At 62.4% G+C, this 15,343-nt stretch carries 12 protein-coding genes; 8 read left to right on the top strand and 4 right to left on the bottom strand.

All coding sequences use genetic code 11. The annotated features are described in order from the left end of the window. Positions 1 to 3: 3 nt before the first annotated feature. Complete coding sequence (gene trpD / locus LB571_RS20650; protein WP_015317809.1) at positions 4 to 1,014, bottom strand: anthranilate phosphoribosyltransferase; 1,011 nt, start codon at positions 1,012 to 1,014, stop codon at positions 4 to 6. Then, positions 1,011 to 2,903 carry a SurA N-terminal domain-containing protein gene (locus LB571_RS20645; RefSeq protein WP_015317810.1) on the bottom strand — a complete coding sequence of 631 codons (1,893 nt, stop codon included), beginning with the start codon at positions 2,901 to 2,903 and terminating at the stop codon, positions 1,011 to 1,013. Before LB571_RS20645 ends, trpD begins: the two co-directional genes overlap by 4 nt. A gap of 143 nt (positions 2,904 to 3,046) precedes the next feature. Here LB571_RS20645 and tpiA point away from each other — a divergent pair, with 143 nt between their 5' ends. The 5 genes from tpiA (at position 3,047) to LB571_RS20620 (ending at position 8,285) form a co-directional block, all read left to right on the top strand. Continuing rightward, a complete protein-coding gene (tpiA, locus tag LB571_RS20640) occupies positions 3,047 to 3,817 on the top strand; it encodes a triose-phosphate isomerase (protein ID WP_140664064.1) in 771 nt (256 codons plus the stop codon). 167 nt (positions 3,818 to 3,984) lie between these two features. Then, positions 3,985 to 4,461 carry a preprotein translocase subunit SecG gene (secG, locus tag LB571_RS20635; RefSeq protein WP_140616434.1) on the top strand — a complete coding sequence of 159 codons (477 nt, stop codon included), beginning with the start codon at positions 3,985 to 3,987 and terminating at the stop codon, positions 4,459 to 4,461. Positions 4,462 to 4,670: 209 nt separating this feature from the next. After that, positions 4,671 to 5,801 carry a L,D-transpeptidase gene (locus LB571_RS20630; RefSeq protein ID WP_224597545.1) on the top strand — a complete coding sequence of 377 codons (1,131 nt, stop codon included), beginning with the start codon at positions 4,671 to 4,673 and terminating at the stop codon, positions 5,799 to 5,801. Between the two features lie 298 nt (positions 5,802 to 6,099). After that, positions 6,100 to 7,737, top strand: coding sequence for a CTP synthase (locus LB571_RS20625; RefSeq protein WP_083883046.1), 1,638 nt, complete (start codon positions 6,100 to 6,102; stop codon positions 7,735 to 7,737). Positions 7,738 to 7,745: 8 nt separating this feature from the next. Next, complete coding sequence (locus LB571_RS20620) at positions 7,746 to 8,285, top strand: DUF1697 domain-containing protein (protein ID WP_224597542.1); 540 nt, start codon at positions 7,746 to 7,748, stop codon at positions 8,283 to 8,285. A gap of 36 nt (positions 8,286 to 8,321) precedes the next feature. Here LB571_RS20620 and LB571_RS20615 read toward each other — a convergent pair whose 3' ends face one another. Together LB571_RS20615 and LB571_RS20610 are read right to left on the bottom strand one after the other, a co-directional pair. Continuing rightward, positions 8,322 to 9,779, bottom strand: coding sequence for an NCS1 family nucleobase:cation symporter-1 (locus LB571_RS20615; protein ID WP_224597522.1), 1,458 nt, complete (start codon positions 9,777 to 9,779; stop codon positions 8,322 to 8,324). Between the two features lie 252 nt (positions 9,780 to 10,031). Continuing rightward, positions 10,032 to 10,934 (bottom strand): LysR substrate-binding domain-containing protein, encoded by a 903-nt coding sequence (locus LB571_RS20610; protein WP_224597519.1) that lies wholly within the window; start codon positions 10,932 to 10,934, stop codon positions 10,032 to 10,034. Positions 10,935 to 11,192: 258 nt separating this feature from the next. Between LB571_RS20610 and LB571_RS20605 the strand changes: the two genes are divergently transcribed. From LB571_RS20605 to LB571_RS20595, 3 genes are read left to right on the top strand one after another with little or no spacing between them, the layout of a single operon-like run. After that, entirely contained in the window at positions 11,193 to 12,707 is a 1,515-nt protein-coding gene (locus tag LB571_RS20605) for a leucyl aminopeptidase (protein WP_224597516.1), read from the top strand. A gap of 39 nt (positions 12,708 to 12,746) precedes the next feature. Continuing rightward, the gene (locus tag LB571_RS20600) at positions 12,747 to 13,652 is read left to right on the top strand and encodes a proline iminopeptidase-family hydrolase (protein WP_224597513.1); all 906 of its coding nucleotides are present in this window, start codon (positions 12,747 to 12,749) and stop codon (positions 13,650 to 13,652) included. 18 nt (positions 13,653 to 13,670) lie between these two features. Then, positions 13,671 to 15,332 carry an ABC transporter substrate-binding protein gene (locus tag LB571_RS20595; RefSeq protein WP_224597499.1) on the top strand — a complete coding sequence of 554 codons (1,662 nt, stop codon included), beginning with the start codon at positions 13,671 to 13,673 and terminating at the stop codon, positions 15,330 to 15,332. The last annotated feature ends 11 nt before the right edge of the window (positions 15,333 to 15,343 follow it).

The following is a 15,343-nucleotide window of genomic DNA, read 5'->3' as shown; positions in this document are numbered from 1 at the left end:
GGTTCACCCGTTCGAAATCTCGACCAGCCGGTCGAGCACCTGCAGCGCCCGGCCGCTGTCGATGGCCTGTGCGGCGATGGCGATGCCGTCACCGAGTGTCGTCGCCTTGCCCGCAATCACCAGTCCGGCGCCGGCATTCATCAACACCGTGTCGCGATAGGCGCCGGCGGTGCCGCCCAGCATATCGCGCAAGGCCTTGGCATTGTAGGCGGCGTCACCGCCACGCAACTCATCCTTGGTATGACGCTTCAGTCCAACCTCTTCCGGGGTCAGCGTGAAGCTGCGGATTTCGCCGCCAACCAGTTCGGCTACCTGTGTGTCGCCTGTGGTGGTGATCTCGTCATAACCATCGCCGTGGGCGACCCAGGCATGCTCGGTGCCGAGCGCCTTCAGCGTTTCGGCCACCGGCATGATCCATTCCGGCATGAACACGCCGACCATCTGCCGCCTGACGCTAGCCGGGTTCGAAAGCGGGCCGAGCAGGTTGAAGATGGTGCGCGTACCAAGCTCGCCACGAACCGGACCGACATGCTTCATCGCCGGATGGTGCGCTGGCGCGAACATGAAGCCGACGCCGGCTTCATGGATGCACTTGCCGATTAGCTCCGGCGCGATGTCGATCCTGACGCCAAGGGCAATTAGGACGTCGGCCGCGCCGGTCAGCGAGGACAGGCCGCGATTGCCGTGCTTGGCGACCGGCACGCCGCTGCCGGCAATGACAAAGGCGGAAGCCGTCGAGATGTTGACCGAGTGCGAATTATCGCCGCCGGTGCCGACGATGTCGATGGCGCCGTCAGGAGCATCGACGCGCAGCATCTTGGCGCGCATCGTGGCGACAGCGCCCGATATTTCGCTCACCGTCTCGCCGCGTACGCGCAACGCCATCAGGAAGCCGCCGATCTGCCCTGGGGTCGCATCGCCCGACATGATGATGTCGAAGGCCTCGCAGGCCTCCTCGAAGGACAGTGCGGTGCCGGTCGCGACCTTGGCGATATGGGTTTTCAGCGCGCTCATCTTGTCGAGGCTTGGGCAACGGCGGCCTGGTCGACGCGGACGTCGTACTGCGTCTGCAACTGCGCCACCAACTGGTCGAGCAGGTCGTCGGACATGCCGGAGGTGAATGATTTCTGCGCGTCGTCCGGCACCGAGCTGGCGTCGGCGCCGGCCGGTTCGAACACTTCGGCGACCTTGAACAGGATCTGGCCGTCGCCGGTGGGCGAGGGGATCAATCCGGTGCCGCCTTCGCCGACGCCGAACATGACGGCGGCGCCTTCCTTGCCGAAATCGGCATCGTCGGCTTCGCGCTTCAAGCCGCGCTTGGTCTGCTTCTCCAGCTTGAGTTCGCCGGCGATGACGTCGAGCGTGGTGCCGGCCTTGAGGCGCTTCTCGAGTTCGTCCGCCTTGGCGGCGAGCCGCTTGGCGGTCTCGGCCGCCGTCCAGTCGGCGACAACCTTTTGGCGCACCTCATCAAGAGTGCGGTCGCGGGCCGGTGTGATCGAACCGACCTCATAGAAGACGAAGCCGTTGTCCGCCGTGGTCAGCGCCTCGTTTTCGGTGTTCGGTTCCGCATCGAAGACGGCCTTGATCAGCGCCGGCGATTCCGGCAGGTCCTTGACGATGGAGCCATCGGGCCTCAGGCCGTTGCGATCGATGGCGTCGATGGTGATGTCCTTAAGCTTCAATTTGGCGGCGGCATCGGCCAGCGAACTGCCCGATGCGCGGGTGTCTTCATAATTGTCGTGCACATCCAGAAGGATGCGGCTTGCCTCGCCCAGCGCCAGGTCCTTGCGGATCTGGTCCGACACTTCGGCGAGCGGCTTCACCACCTCGGGCTTGATCTCGGTCACGCGCAGCAGCACCGGACCGAAGGCGCCCTGCACGACCTGGCTGACTTCGTTGGCGTTGAGCGCGAAGGCGGCATCGGCAACAGCCTTGTCGGCGATCTTGTCCTTGGCGAGCGTGCCAAGCAGCGTGTCGGCCGGGGTCTTGCCCTCGGCGGTCACCAGCTTGTCGAAGGTAGCGCCGGCCTTGAGCGAATCGAGTGCCGCCTTGGCGGCATCCGGTGTCTTGAACACAAGCTGCTCGATGGTGCGCATTTCGGGCGTGGTGTAGCGTGACTTGTTCTTGTTGTAGTCGTCACTGACCTGCTGGTCGGTGACCGCGGTCGTATCCATTATGTCCGCCGGTTCGAGGCGAACATACGAGAATTTGCGGTATTCAGGTGCGGCGTAGCTCTTCTTGTTGGCCTCGAAATAGGCCTGAAGCACGCTGTCGCTCGGCGCCGCGATCGGCTCGACCAGCGCCTTCGGCAAAGTCAAATAGTCGACGGTGCGGTCTTCACCGCGGTAGAGCGCGACCGCCTTGAAGAACGTGTCCGGCGCCTTGAGGCCGTCCGAGACCGCCTCGACGATCTGCTGGCGCACCGCTACCTGGGCACGGTTCTTCAGATAATCCTCGGGCCGCATGCCGACCTGGTGCAGCATGTAGTCGAATGTCCTTCGGTCGAACTGACCGCCAGGGCCCTTGAAAGCCGGGTCTTCGCGGGTGAGTTCGGCCAGCCGATCCTTGGAAAGGCCGAGGCCGAGCTTGCGTGCCTGCTCGTCGAGGACGGCACCGGAAACGAGTTGCGCCAGCACCTGGTTGTCGATGCCGAGCGCCTTTGCCTGTTCATGCGTGAGGCGTTGACCAAACTGCTGCGACATGACGGCGAGCTGGCGGTCATAGGCGAGGCGGTATTCGTTGATCGATACCTTGGTGCCGCCGGCCGTTATTACCGAATCGTGGCCCGCGAAGCCGCCCATCAGCCGTCCGGAGATGCCCCAGGCGGCGAAACTGACCACCAGCAGCGAAAGCAATGTCTTCGCGACCCAGGTACCCGCCGCGCTTCTCAATATACCAAGCATGGTTACTTCCGATTTATGCGCATTTTCGCATGCGCCGAGTCTGAACCAAGCGCAATAGCGCCCTTCCTGCCCACTGTCGATTGCTTTGTGGCCTGATTTTGGTAGTGAGGGCCAGAGCTTGATATCGCCCGGAGAAGCACACCATGACACCAGGAATTCGCCCGCTTGTCGCCGGCAACTGGAAAATGAACGGCACCAGCGCCTCGCTGAACGAGCTCAGGATGATCGGCAACGGTTTCATGAGCGGGCTCGACGCCGAGACCGAAGCGCTGGTCTGCGTTCCCGCGACGCTGCTTTCCCATGCCGCGGAGATTTTGTCGCGCACGCCGGTCCATGCCGGTGGCGAGGACTGTCATCCCAAGGAAAGCGGTGCCTATACCGGCTGTATCTCAGCGGAGATGCTGAAGGACGCAGGCGCCAGCCATGTCATTGTCGGCCATTCCGAATGCCGCGAGCAAAGCGGCGAGGACGATGCGACGGTCCAGGCCAAGGCCACCGCCGCCTGGCGGGCCGGGCTCGTGGCCATCGTGTGCATCGGCGAGACGCGGCAGGAGCGTGAGGCTGGAGCGACGCTGGAGGTGCTGTCGCGCCAGGTCGCCGGCTCGGTGCCGCCAAGCGCCACGCCATCCAACACCGTCATTGCCTATGAGCCGGTTTGGGCGATCGGCACCGGCCTGACGCCAACCGCGGCCGATGTGGCCGAGGCGCATGCGCATATCCGCGAAAAGCTGGCGGAAAAACTTGGGACCGCCGCCGCCAGGATGCGCATCCTCTACGGTGGCTCGGTCAAGCCTTCCAATGCCGTTGAACTGCTGGGCGTCAGGAATGTCGACGGCGCGCTGGTCGGCGGTGCCAGCCTGAAAGCAGCTGATTTCCTGGGCATCGCCGAAGCCTATCGCAGCATTGCTGGCTGAGATTCGCGAGGATGGACGGGTCTCGTCCCGTCCAAATTCGTTGCAAAGAGGGCGTTGCTTCCCATATTCCGGCCACGGGCTTGGAAATGCCGTGAAAGCATTGTATTGAGCCGCCTCCAATTCACCGGCCGTGTCCGCGGCCGGGCAGGGCCTTGCCAGGATAAATTATGCAAACCGTACTGATCGTCATCCATCTCATGGTCGTGCTCGCCCTTGTCGGCGTGGTGCTGCTGCAGCGCTCCGAAGGTGGCGGTCTCGGCATTGGTGGCGGATCGGGCTTCATGACCGCGCGCGGCGCGGCCAACGCATTGACCCGGGCGACGGCGATCCTGGCGGCAGCGTTCTTTGTGACGTCGCTGACCTTGTCGATCATTGCCCGCTACGGCGAAAAGCCGATCGACATTCTCGATCGGGTTCCCGCGACCTCGGATGGCGCCGGCAAGGGCGTGCTCAACCAATTGCCGGGTACGGCCACGCCGGCACCCGCCGGCAACACCACGCCGACGCCGCCGTCCGGCAACGACGCCGCGACAAAACCGCTGGCGACGGCCCCGGCCACCGCGCCCGCCGGCAGCACCACGCCGCCAGCGGCCAATGGAACCACCAACACCGCGCCGGCGTCGCCTCAGGTTCCGAACCAATAACCTCACGTTCGAAACCGCGATCTGTGTTCGTTTGAACACAGTCGCGGCAAATGCTGCGCAATCACGAAGATTCGACAGACCGCGGCGCGGTCTCGCGCTTGAGGCATACGCGCTTATTCGACTATAGATTGCACGCGGCATTTTCGGCGTCCTTGGGGGACGCCGGGCGACGCCGTGGGCAACAAGCATTGAACGATCGGATCTTCGCCATGCAGCTTCGCAGCTTCATTTTCCTGGGACTTTGCGCCGCAATCGGCATGAGTTCCCCGGCCTCCGCCGCCATGCCGGCAAACATGGCCGCACAACAGTCGGTGTCGCTCGAAAAGACCGGCGCCATCCCCGTCGCTGCCAAAAGCGATGCGACGCAGTTGAAGCTTCTCAAGAAGAAGAAAAACCCCACGCCGGAGGATCTTGCCCAGATCAAGAAGATCGAGGCCAAGATCGTTGCCGACAAGGAGGATGCCAAGGCCAAGGCGCTCGAGGCCAGGAAAATGGCGATGCGCGAGGCGGCCAAGGCCAGGGCTGACGCAGATCGGCAGGCGTTCCTGGCCAGCAAGGGCCAGAAAGCAGCGGCAACCGAAGTAGCCGATGCCAAGCCGGCCAAGAAGACCGTCAAGATCATCGAACCGATCGAACCTGTCACCCCGATCCCGGCGGCCGAGCCGATCCCAGCCGAGGCGATGAATGTCGCTTTGACGGGCAACAATGGCGAACTGCGCAGCGAGGTCGTCGGCGGCCAGAAGCAGTCAAGCGGCGGCCTGTTCGCGGGTCTGTTCGGTGGAACATCGTCTGGCTCATCGATCAGCTATCTGCCCGAGACACGCGCGCTCGACTCGGCACTTGCCCAGAAGAACGCCAAGAAGCCGTTCAAGGTGAAGCCGGAATTCGTGCCTCAGGACGTGGAATTCACCGGCTATGACGCCGGCACAATCGTCATCGACACCAGCGCTCGCCGACTCTACCTCGTCGAATCATCGACCACCGCACGCCGTTACGCCATCGCGGTCGGCCGCGAAGGCCTGCAGTTCAAGGGCACGGTCGCGGTCGGCGACAAGCAGGAGTGGCCGCGCTGGATCCCGACGCTCGACATGCAGAAGCGCGAGCCCAAGCACTACGGCCAGTACAAGGACGGCATGGCAGGCGGCGGCCAGAACCCGCTCGGCGCCCGCGCCATCTATCTCTATGATGGCAGGAAGGACACGCATCTGCGTATCCACGGCACCATCGCGCCGCAGTCGATCGGCACCAGCGCGTCCAATGGCTGCTTCCGCATGATGAACGAGCACGTCATGGATCTATACAGCCGCGTCCGGATCGGCACCAAAGTCGTCATCATCTGACGTTTCCGTCATCATACCGAAAGGGCCGGCTCAGCCGGCCCTTTTGTTTTGCTTAGAGCGATTCAACGTTTGAAGGGTCGACCCGCTCTAAGTCGTTGTTTTTACGCCAATTCCAGACGAAAAACCGCTACGCACCTGTCCTGGAATTGCTGTAAGACCCCCGGTCAAAACCCTTTGGCCGTGATGCCTGTCCGAAAGCCGGATCCCACTTTTCGGGATCATGGTCCGAGCGCCTTTTTGGGAAAAAGCCTTCGCGGCGGTTTTTTCTCTGGCGGAATCAATCCGGCCGCGTTAAGCGATGACTCCCATGGCGCGATATGTATTCATCACAGGCGGCGTGGTTTCCTCACTTGGAAAAGGCATTGCCGCAGCGGCCCTTGGGGCTCTCCTGCAGGCGCGAGGTTATCGCGCACGCATCAAAAAACTCGACCCTTATCTGAACGTCGATCCCGGCACGATGTCGCCGTACCAGCACGGCGAGGTGTTCGTCACTGATGACGGCGCCGAAACTGACCTCGATCTTGGCCATTACGAGCGCTTCACCGGCCGGTCCGCCAATCAGCAGGATAACATCACGACCGGGCGTATCTACAAAAACATCATCGAGCGCGAGCGGCGCGGCGATTATCTCGGCGCCACCGTGCAGGTGATCCCGCACGTCACCGACGAGATCAAGAACTTCGTCCTCGACGGCAATGACGATTATGATTTCGTGCTGTGCGAGATCGGCGGCACGGTCGGCGACATCGAGGCGATGCCGTTCCTCGAGGCGATCCGCCAGCTCGGCAACGATCTGCCGCGCAACAACGCCGTCTATGTCCACCTGACGCTGATGCCCTATATCCCGACGGCGGGCGAACTGAAGACCAAGCCGACCCAGCATTCGGTCAAGGAACTGCGCGGCATAGGCATCGCGCCCGACATTCTTCTGGTGCGCGCCGACCGCGCCATCCCCAAGGAAGAGCGCCGCAAGCTGTCGCTGTTCTGTAATGTCAGGGAAAGCGCCGTCATCCAGGCGCTCGACGTGCCACATATCTACGACGTGCCGATGGCCTATCACAAGGAAGGTCTGGATTCGGAAGTGCTCGCTGCCTTCGGCATCGAGCCGGCGCCCAAGCCGCGCATGGAGCCGTGGCAGGCCGTCTCCAACCGCATCCACAATCCGGAAGGCGAGGTCACCATCGCCATCGTCGGCAAGTATACCGGCCTCAAGGATGCCTACAAATCGCTGATCGAGGCGCTTTCGCATGGCGGGCTGGCCAATCACGTCAAGGTCAAGCTCGACTGGATCGAATCGGAAATCTTCGAAAAGGAAGACCCGACGCCTTGGCTGGAGAAGGTGCACGGCATATTGGTGCCCGGCGGCTTCGGCGAACGCGGCTCGGAAGGCAAGATCCTGGCGGCCAAATTCGCACGCGAGCGCAAGGTGCCGTATTTCGGCATCTGCTTCGGCATGCAGATGGCGTGCATCGAGGCGGCGCGATCGCTGGCCGGTGTCGAACATGCCTCGTCGACCGAATTCGGCCCGACCAAGGAGCCGGTCGTCGGTTTGATGACCGAATGGCTGAAAGGCAACATGCTGGAAAAGCGCAGGGCGACTGGCGATCTCGGCGGCACCATGCGGCTCGGCGCCTATCAGGCCGAGCTCGCCAAGGGTTCGAAGATCGCCGACATCTACGGCGACACCCAGATTTCCGAACGTCACCGGCACCGCTACGAGGTCAATATCGACTACAAGCAGCGCCTGGAGGATTGCGGGCTGGTGTTTGCAGGCATGTCGCCCGACGGTGTGCTGCCGGAGACGGTCGAATACCCCGACCATCCCTGGTTCATCGGCGTGCAATATCACCCCGAACTGAAGAGCCGGCCGCTCGATCCGCATCCGCTGTTTGCCAGCTTCATCGAGGCGGCGGTGGAGCAGAGCCGCCTGGTCTGATCGCTCCCATGCGGACCTATGTCGCGCTTCTCTACAGCATCGTCCTGGGAGAGGGGCGGCGGGTCGTCATGTCCGACCTCAAGGCCATGGCGGAAAGTCTCAGCCTGAAGAATGTCCGCACCTTGGTGGCGACCGGCAACCTGGTCTTCGAGAGTGAAAAGACCTCGATCACCACGCTTGAGACACGCCTGGAATCCGCCTTCGAACAGGCCTTTGGCCGCCATGTCGATATCATCGTGCGTGCCGCCGAAGACTGGCGCAAACTCGCAGCCAGCAATCCATTCCCAACCGAGTCGGTGGAAGCCGGCGACCAGGTGGCGGTGCGCGTGATGCGCAAACCTGTGGCCGAAGATGCCATATCGGGGCTTCAAGCCTGTGCCGTCGCGGACGAGAAGGTGCTTCTGGTCGGCGGCGACATCTGGATCGTCTTTTCAAGGGAGAGGCCTAGCTCGCGCCTGCTTGCCGCTGCCAACCACAAGCGCATGGGCGTCGGCACATCGCGCAACTGGAACACCGTGCGCAAGCTGGCCGAAATGATCGCGCGGTAGAGCGGGGCGGCTCGGGGCCGCCCCGCTATGGTTTCATCAAGCTTTCGCCATCTTGGCGCTGGCGCTCACGGCCGCGGTGCGCAGCACGTAGTAGATGACGCCGGCAATCGCCACGCCGAAGAACCAGCCATAGACGCCCCACCAGGACGGCAGCCAGTTGGTGAAGTTGGGCAGGATCGACGAGAAGATGGCGCCAATGCCGGCGGCGATGAACGCATTGACGTGCCAGCCACCCTGGAAGCGGAACTCGCCGTCCTCGCGATACAGCGCCTCGACGTCGACTTCACCTTTGCGGATCAGATAGTAATCGACCATCATCACGCCGAAGATCGGCCCCATCGTTGCGCCGATGACGTTGACGAAGGAAGCCGCACTGCCTTCCCACGGTGCGAAGGGATAGAGCACCAGCGCGATGACGGCCGCGATGTAGCCGCCTTTCTTGAAGTCGATCTGGCGGGGAAAGACATTGGAAAAGTCGAAGGCCGGCGAGACGAAGTTGGCCACGACATTGATGCCGAGCGTCGCCACCGCGAAGGTGAGCGCCGCGAGCGCGGCCAGGAACCAGCTGTCGAACTTGGCCGAGATCTGGTCGGGGTGCAGCAGCACCTCATGGTAGACGTCGTATGCGGCGATGGTGGTGACGCCGGCGACCAGCGAGAACAGGATCAGGTTGATAGGCAGGCCCCAGATATTGCCCTTGCGCAGCGATGCCTGGTCGGGGGCATAACGGGCGAAATCGCAGAAGTTTAGATAGAGCGCCGAGAAGTACGTCACCCAGATCGCCGCCACGGCAAACAGTGCGGTCCAAGACCCTGGAGTACCAGGGACGCCCGCATCCTTGGTCTTTTCCAGCAGTACATCCATTGGGATATCGCTGGTGAAGGCGAAGGTTCCTGATTTGACGCAGAGATAGACCGCCAGGATCAGCATCATCACCCAGACCGCCGGGCCAGCCCAGTCCTGGAAGCGGCGCACCGTTTCCATGCCGCGCTGGATGATCAGCAGTTGCAGTGCCCATATGATCACGAAGCAGATCACCTCCAGGCCGGAATGGCCAAGAAAATGGGTATTGGCGTTGAAATCGGCGAACCATTGCGAGCGGATCAGCAATGCGACGATGGCGCCTGAGGCGGCCGCTGTCTGCGCGCCGTACCAGAAGCAGGCGACGATGGCGCGCACCAGTGCCGGAATGTTGGCGCCCCAGATGCCGAAGGAGGCGCGGGCGAGCACGGGGTAGGGCACACCGGTCTTTACACCGGCATAACCGACCATGTTCATCAGTGCGTAGATGATCAGCGAACCGATGCCGATGGCGATGATGAAATTGACGAAGCCGCCACAGAACAGAAACAGGCTGGCGGCGAGGTAGTAGCCCCACAGGCTATGGACGTCCGACGTCCAGACGTTGAAGATCGAGAACGGTCCCCAGTTTCGAACCTTGGCAGGAGCGAGGTCTTCATTATACAGGTCAGGCGATGCGCCTTGTATCGTCATTGCAATGTCCCCTTCTTGCAGCACGCGCCCTCACGCGTTGACCGCAGAGGTTACGCCTGACGCAGGGGAACCGGCAAGCAATCGATTTGCCGGCTTTGGCCTTAAAGATATTCAATGTGAACCGCGATTATCGAGAGCCCGTGATGGTGAGCCGCTTTTGAAACAGGGCTGCCTGTCGATTCGAATTCTCGATCCACGGCTTCCAAGCTGGACAAACCCGCGTTCCCGACGCCTATCGGCAAGCAAGGCTGCCTAGGCGATGGCCATCACCCGCTTGTGGTCCTCGACTTCGGAAAGCAGCCAATCCTGAAACAGGCCGGTACCCGGCTTGTTTCCGATGCTGCGGCGCTGATGCAGGTAGATGCCGGCCGGATAGGTATGGCGGGCGCTGAACGGGGCGACCAGTTTGCCCTGCTGCAGCAGATCCTGGGCCATCATCGTGTCGGCGAGCGCTATTCCAGCGCCATTGATCGCCTCGCGCATGATCAGCGTACAATCATCCAGCGTCGTGCTGGATTTCGGCGTCGTGTCCAACACGCCTTCCTGCTCCAGCCAGCGCTTCCATCGCATGGTCTCGCATTCGTGGATCAGGTGGTGGTTGACCAGGTCGGCGGGCGATCGCAGCGGCATCGGCCCTTCAAGCAGCGAGGGCGCACAGACCGGCGTCAGGACCAGCGGGATCAGCAGCGTCAGAGCCGGGCCGGCCTTGTAGACGAACTCGTCGACGATGGCCAAATCGAAATTGGCCCGCTTGCCCGATGTCGAGATCTCGAGATCCACGGACGGATGCCGTCGGCGAAAATTCGGCAGCCGGTCCGCCAGCCAAAGGTTCAGGACGGCAGGGACGCACAAAACCCGGACACGCTGGGTCCTGCCGTGGCTTGGGGGCCCGGCGAGACTGACATCGTCGGTGGCCCGCCAGATGGCTTCGAATGCTTCGGAGAGGCTGCGTGCGTAATAAGAGCCCCGAATGGTCGGCGTTATCTGCCGAAAGCCGCGCTCGAACAGCTCCTGGCCGAGATTCCGTTCGAGTGCGCGGATGTGACGGCTGATAGCCGAGGGTGTCAGATGCAGCTCTTCGGCTGCGTCCTTGACGCTGCCGAGACGGGCGGCGGCCTCGAAAGCGCGCATGCCATTGAGTGAGGGTAGGGCCATCGGCCGATCATGAATTGCCAGTTGAGTTTTTGTCAATCGATATGGACAAAATTGGCGTTTGATCGCCTGACCCGTTCGGGGATACCCAAGAGGCAAGAGCAATTAAGTCGTCTCAAGAACGACAATTTGGGGACTTCGGCACGATCCAACCAGAGGTGACGGCCGGTTTGACCGGTTTCCACCGGTGGCGGGAGAAGCCTTGCGCAAACTGCAAGCCGCGCCTCGGCCAAAGCCCCGCAAAGAGGAGAACGCCTACCTATGCCTCAATCGCCAGTGCCGGTCTTTGAAACGGCGGACGAGATTTCCGCTGAAACCTCCGTCGTCGTGATTTTGCAGGCCGCTCAAACCGGCTTTGGCCCGCGGGCAACGGCCCTGGACACCGAAATGGGCGGGATCCTCTCCCGGGCCTGTGCCGATGCGGCTGCCTTGGCTGAATCCGGCGCCTGTATCGATGTCATCGCCCCCCAGGCGGTATCGGCGCGGCGCGTGATTGTCCTGGCCATGGGCAAGGCCGAGGCCGTCACCGCACTCTCCTTGGCGCGTGCCGGCGGCCTGCTTGCCGCGCATCTGGAGGGCAAAGGGGAATGCGCGGCCACCCTGGTCCTGGACCCCATTGCCGGCATAAGTCTGCCGGGAGCGGAAATCCTGGCAAGAGTCGCGCTTGGCATGCGGCTGCGGCGCTATCGTTTCGACATGCGCAACCGGCGCCAAGGGGCGGGGGCCGATCGGACCCTGCGGGTGCAACTGGTCGGGGCCGGCGGTCCGGAGCTGAATTCAGCATTGGCGCGGATCAATGCCATCGCGGATGGCGTCGAATATGCGCGCACACTGGTCAACCTGCCGCCGAACCATCTCCATCCCGACAATTTCCACGATCACCTGGAGCCTCTGCGCGAAGCCGGCATCGACGTCGAGATACTCGATACGGCGAAGCTCAGGGAATTCGGCATGAACGCGATACTGGCCGTGGGGTCGGGTTCGGTACGGCCGCCACGACTCGCCGTCCTGCGCTATCGCGGCAAGGGTGCTCCTGCGCAGCCGCTGGCGTTCGTCGGCAAGGGTGTCTGTTTTGATTCCGGCGGTCTCTGCATTAAACGCGGCGAGCAGATGTTCGATATGAAGGCCGACATGGGCGGTGCGGCCGCCGTGGTCGGCCTGCTGATCGCCCTGGCCCGGCAAGGCAGCCCGGTGCACGTCGTCGGTGTGCTCGGCATTGCCGAGAACATGCCGTCAGGCACCGCGCTCAAGCCGCGCGACATCATCACGACAGCGTCCGGGCAAACCGTGGAAGTGTTCGACACGGATGCGGAAGGCCGCCTGATCCTGGCCGACTGCCTCTATTATGCCGCTTCGCGCTTCAATCCGTCGGTGATCGTCGACCTCGCCACCTTGACCTATTCGGTGATGCGCGGTCTTGGATCGGTATTCGCCGGTCTCTTCAGCACCGACGATGCCATCGCCTCGCGGATGATCGCGGCCGGAGAAATAGTCGGCGAGCGGTTCTGGCAGCTGCCGCTCGACCGGGCTTATGACGAGGGCCTGCAATCGCCGTTCGCGGACCTGCGACATCACGCCAAGGACATGGAAGACGGCGACGCTCCTTACGCGGCGGCGTTCCTGCGACACTTCACGGAAGACCGCCCCTGGGTGCATCTCGACATCGCCGGCAAGGAACTGACCGAGAAGGATCAGCCCTTGGGCCGGGAAGGCGCTACCGCATTCGGCGTGCAGATGCTGGAAGAATGGGTTCGCGCCAGCCGAGTTGCAAACTAGGTGACCAGCGGCATGCCTTCAAACATTCAGGAGATCGGGATGTCATCGGAGATCGTCACCAGGGAAGGGCGGGCCGATTTCGGCGACTACGAAACCTGGTATCGCGTCAGCGGTAACCTCGATGCTGACAAGGCTCCGATCGTCATTTTGCATGGCGGGCCGGGAGCCGCCCACAATTACGTCGATGCCTACAAGCTTCTTGCCCGAAGAGGCCGCGCCGTCATCCACTACGACCAGCTGGGCTGCGGCAATTCCACCTTGCTGCCGGACAAAGGCGCCGATTTCTGGACACCCAGGCTGTTCATCGATGAGCTTGAAAACCTTGTCGACCATCTCGGCATCCGCGGCGGCTTCCACGTGCTCGGACAGAGCTGGGGCGGCATGTTGGGCGCCGAGTATGGGGTGACGCGGCCGAAGGGCTTGAAGTCGCTGACCATCGCCAACTCGCCGGCGTCCATGAAGCTCTGGGTAGAGGAGGCCAACCGGCTGCGCGCCGACCTGCCCATGGACGTACAGGAGACACTGACCCGGCACGAACAGGCTGGCACGACGGATCATCCGGACTACCAGCAAGCGACGATGGTGTTTTACGAGCGGCATGTCTGCCGGATCGTTCCGTTCCCCGCCGAAGTGACCGAGACCTTCGCCCAGGTCGTGCGCAATCCGACCGTTTACAACATCATGAACGGGCCGAACGAGTTCCATGTCATCGGTACGCTGAAGAACTGGAGCATCATCGATCGGCTGCCTGCCGTCGATGTTCCGACGCTGATCGTTTCCGGCCGTTACGACGAAGCCACGCCCGCGACCGTGCAGCCGTTCAAGGACGGCATCGAGGGATCGCGCTGGCAGGTATTCGAGCATTCCAGCCATATGCCGCATGTCGAAGAGCAGGATCTATGCATGCGGGTGGTGGGAGACTTCCTGGACGACAACGACAACTGACAAAAGGGGAACTGCGACATGAAGAAACTGCTCTTGGCGGCCTCAGCCGCGGCATTGCTGGCCGGCTCGTGGCTGGCTCCGGCACAGGCCGAATACCTCAAGGAACATCGCGGCGGCACTATTCGCCTGCTGGCCCGCTCGGCCGCCGGAACGCTCGATCCGCACATCAATTACACCGACCAGGGCTGGCAGATGTATCAGCCGATCTATGACGGGCTGGTCGCCTTCCGCAAGGCCGAGGGCATGGACGGCTTCACCATCGTCCCCGATCTGGCCGAGGCGCTGCCCGAGGTGACCAATGACGGCAAGACCTTCACCTTCAAACTGCGCAAGGGCATCAAGTTCTCCGACGGCAAGGATCTCGGCGTGAAGGACGTCGTTGCTTCCTTCCAGCGCATCTTCAAGGTCTCCGGACCGACCTCCGGCACCTTCTATGCCGGCATCGTCGGCGCCGACAAATGCCTTGCCGAAACCAAGAGCTGCACGCTGGAAGGCGGCGTTGTCGGCGACGAAGCGGCAGGCACCATTACGTTGAACCTCACCAAGCCGGACGCCGAGATCCTCTACAAGCTTGCGTTGCCGCATGCCGTGGTTCTGCCGGCGGACACGCCCGCGGAAGACATGGGCTCCAAGCCCATCCCCAGCACCGGCGCCTACATGATCTCCGCCTTCGATCCCAACAAGGGCATGACGGTGACCCGCAACCCCAATTTCAAGCAATGGAGCGAGGACGCCCAACCGGACGGCTATCCTGATGTCGTCCAGTATGATTTCGGCCTCTCCGAGGAAGCTGCCGTCACCGCGATCCAGAACGGGGAAGCCGACTGGATGTTCGACGCGCTGCCCAGCGATCGTCTCGGCGAACTCGGTACCAAGGCCATGGACCAGTTGCATATCTCGCCGCTCTCGGCCTGGTGGTATGCGCCGCTCAACAACCGGCTCGCGCCGTTCGACAATGAAAAGGCGCGGCAGGCCGTTGCCTACGCGGTCGACCGCAACACGCTGGTCAAGCTGTTTGGCGGCAAGGTGCTGGCCTCGCCGGTGTGTCAGGTCCTGCCTCCGGATTTCCCCGGCCACGAAGACTACTGCCCCTTCACCAAGAACCCCGGCGCCAAGTGGTCGGCGCCAGACCTCGACAAGGCAAAGCAGCTCGTCGAGGAATCGGGCACCAAGGGCCAGAAGGTGACCATCATCGTCGAGGACACGGCCATTTCCCGCTCCATCGGCGTCTATCTGCAGAGCGTGCTGACCACCATCGGCTATGTCGCCGACGTCAAGCCGATCTCGTCGAACATCCAGTTCACCTACATCCAGAACACCAACAACAAAGTGCAGATGTCCGTCACCCAATGGTACAAGGACTATCCCGCGGCTTCGGACTTCCTGAACATCCTGTTCAGCTGCGCATCTTTCCGTGAAGGCTCGGACGCATCGATCAACATCGCCGGCTTCTGCGACAAGAATATCGACGCCAAAATGCAGAAGGCATTGGACCTCGGTGTGACCGACCAGAAAGCCGCCGACAAAATGTGGGCCGAAATCGACAGGCAAGTCACGGACAAGGCACCGGCCGTCGGCCTCTTCACGCCGAAGCGGCTTGACTTCGTCAGCAAGCGCGTGGGCAATTTCAAGTTTAACCGGCAGTTCAACTGGATGATCACCCGGTCGTGGGTACAGTAATGGCCTGGGTA

Origin of the sequence: Mesorhizobium sp. BR1-1-4, assembly GCF_020165375.1 — a bacterium.
Classification (GTDB): Bacteria; Pseudomonadota; Alphaproteobacteria; order Rhizobiales; family Rhizobiaceae; genus Mesorhizobium; species Mesorhizobium australicum.
The sequence above is the reverse complement of the archived record's forward strand: the minus strand, read 5'-3'. Positions and strand labels throughout refer to the sequence as shown.

Excerpts from the sequence above, each read along its gene's own strand:
- trpD (WP_015317809.1), bottom strand. The coding sequence starts at position 1,014 with ATGAGCGCGCTGAAAACCCATATCGCCAAGGTCGCGACCGGCACCGCA.
- LB571_RS20645 (WP_015317810.1), bottom strand. The coding sequence starts at position 2,903 with ATGCTTGGTATATTGAGAAGCGCGGCGGGTACCTGGGTCGCGAAGACA.
- tpiA (WP_140664064.1), top strand. The coding sequence starts at position 3,047 with ATGACACCAGGAATTCGCCCGCTTGTCGCCGGCAACTGGAAAATGAAC.
- secG (WP_140616434.1), top strand. The coding sequence starts at position 3,985 with ATGCAAACCGTACTGATCGTCATCCATCTCATGGTCGTGCTCGCCCTT.
- LB571_RS20630 (WP_224597545.1), top strand. The coding sequence starts at position 4,671 with ATGCAGCTTCGCAGCTTCATTTTCCTGGGACTTTGCGCCGCAATCGGC.
- LB571_RS20625 (WP_083883046.1), top strand. The coding sequence starts at position 6,100 with ATGACTCCCATGGCGCGATATGTATTCATCACAGGCGGCGTGGTTTCC.
- LB571_RS20620 (WP_224597542.1), top strand. The coding sequence starts at position 7,746 with ATGCGGACCTATGTCGCGCTTCTCTACAGCATCGTCCTGGGAGAGGGG.
- LB571_RS20615 (WP_224597522.1), bottom strand. The coding sequence starts at position 9,779 with ATGACGATACAAGGCGCATCGCCTGACCTGTATAATGAAGACCTCGCT.
- LB571_RS20610 (WP_224597519.1), bottom strand. The coding sequence starts at position 10,934 with ATGGCCCTACCCTCACTCAATGGCATGCGCGCTTTCGAGGCCGCCGCC.
- LB571_RS20605 (WP_224597516.1), top strand. The coding sequence starts at position 11,193 with ATGCCTCAATCGCCAGTGCCGGTCTTTGAAACGGCGGACGAGATTTCC.
- LB571_RS20600 (WP_224597513.1), top strand. The coding sequence starts at position 12,747 with ATGTCATCGGAGATCGTCACCAGGGAAGGGCGGGCCGATTTCGGCGAC.
- LB571_RS20595 (WP_224597499.1), top strand. The coding sequence starts at position 13,671 with ATGAAGAAACTGCTCTTGGCGGCCTCAGCCGCGGCATTGCTGGCCGGC.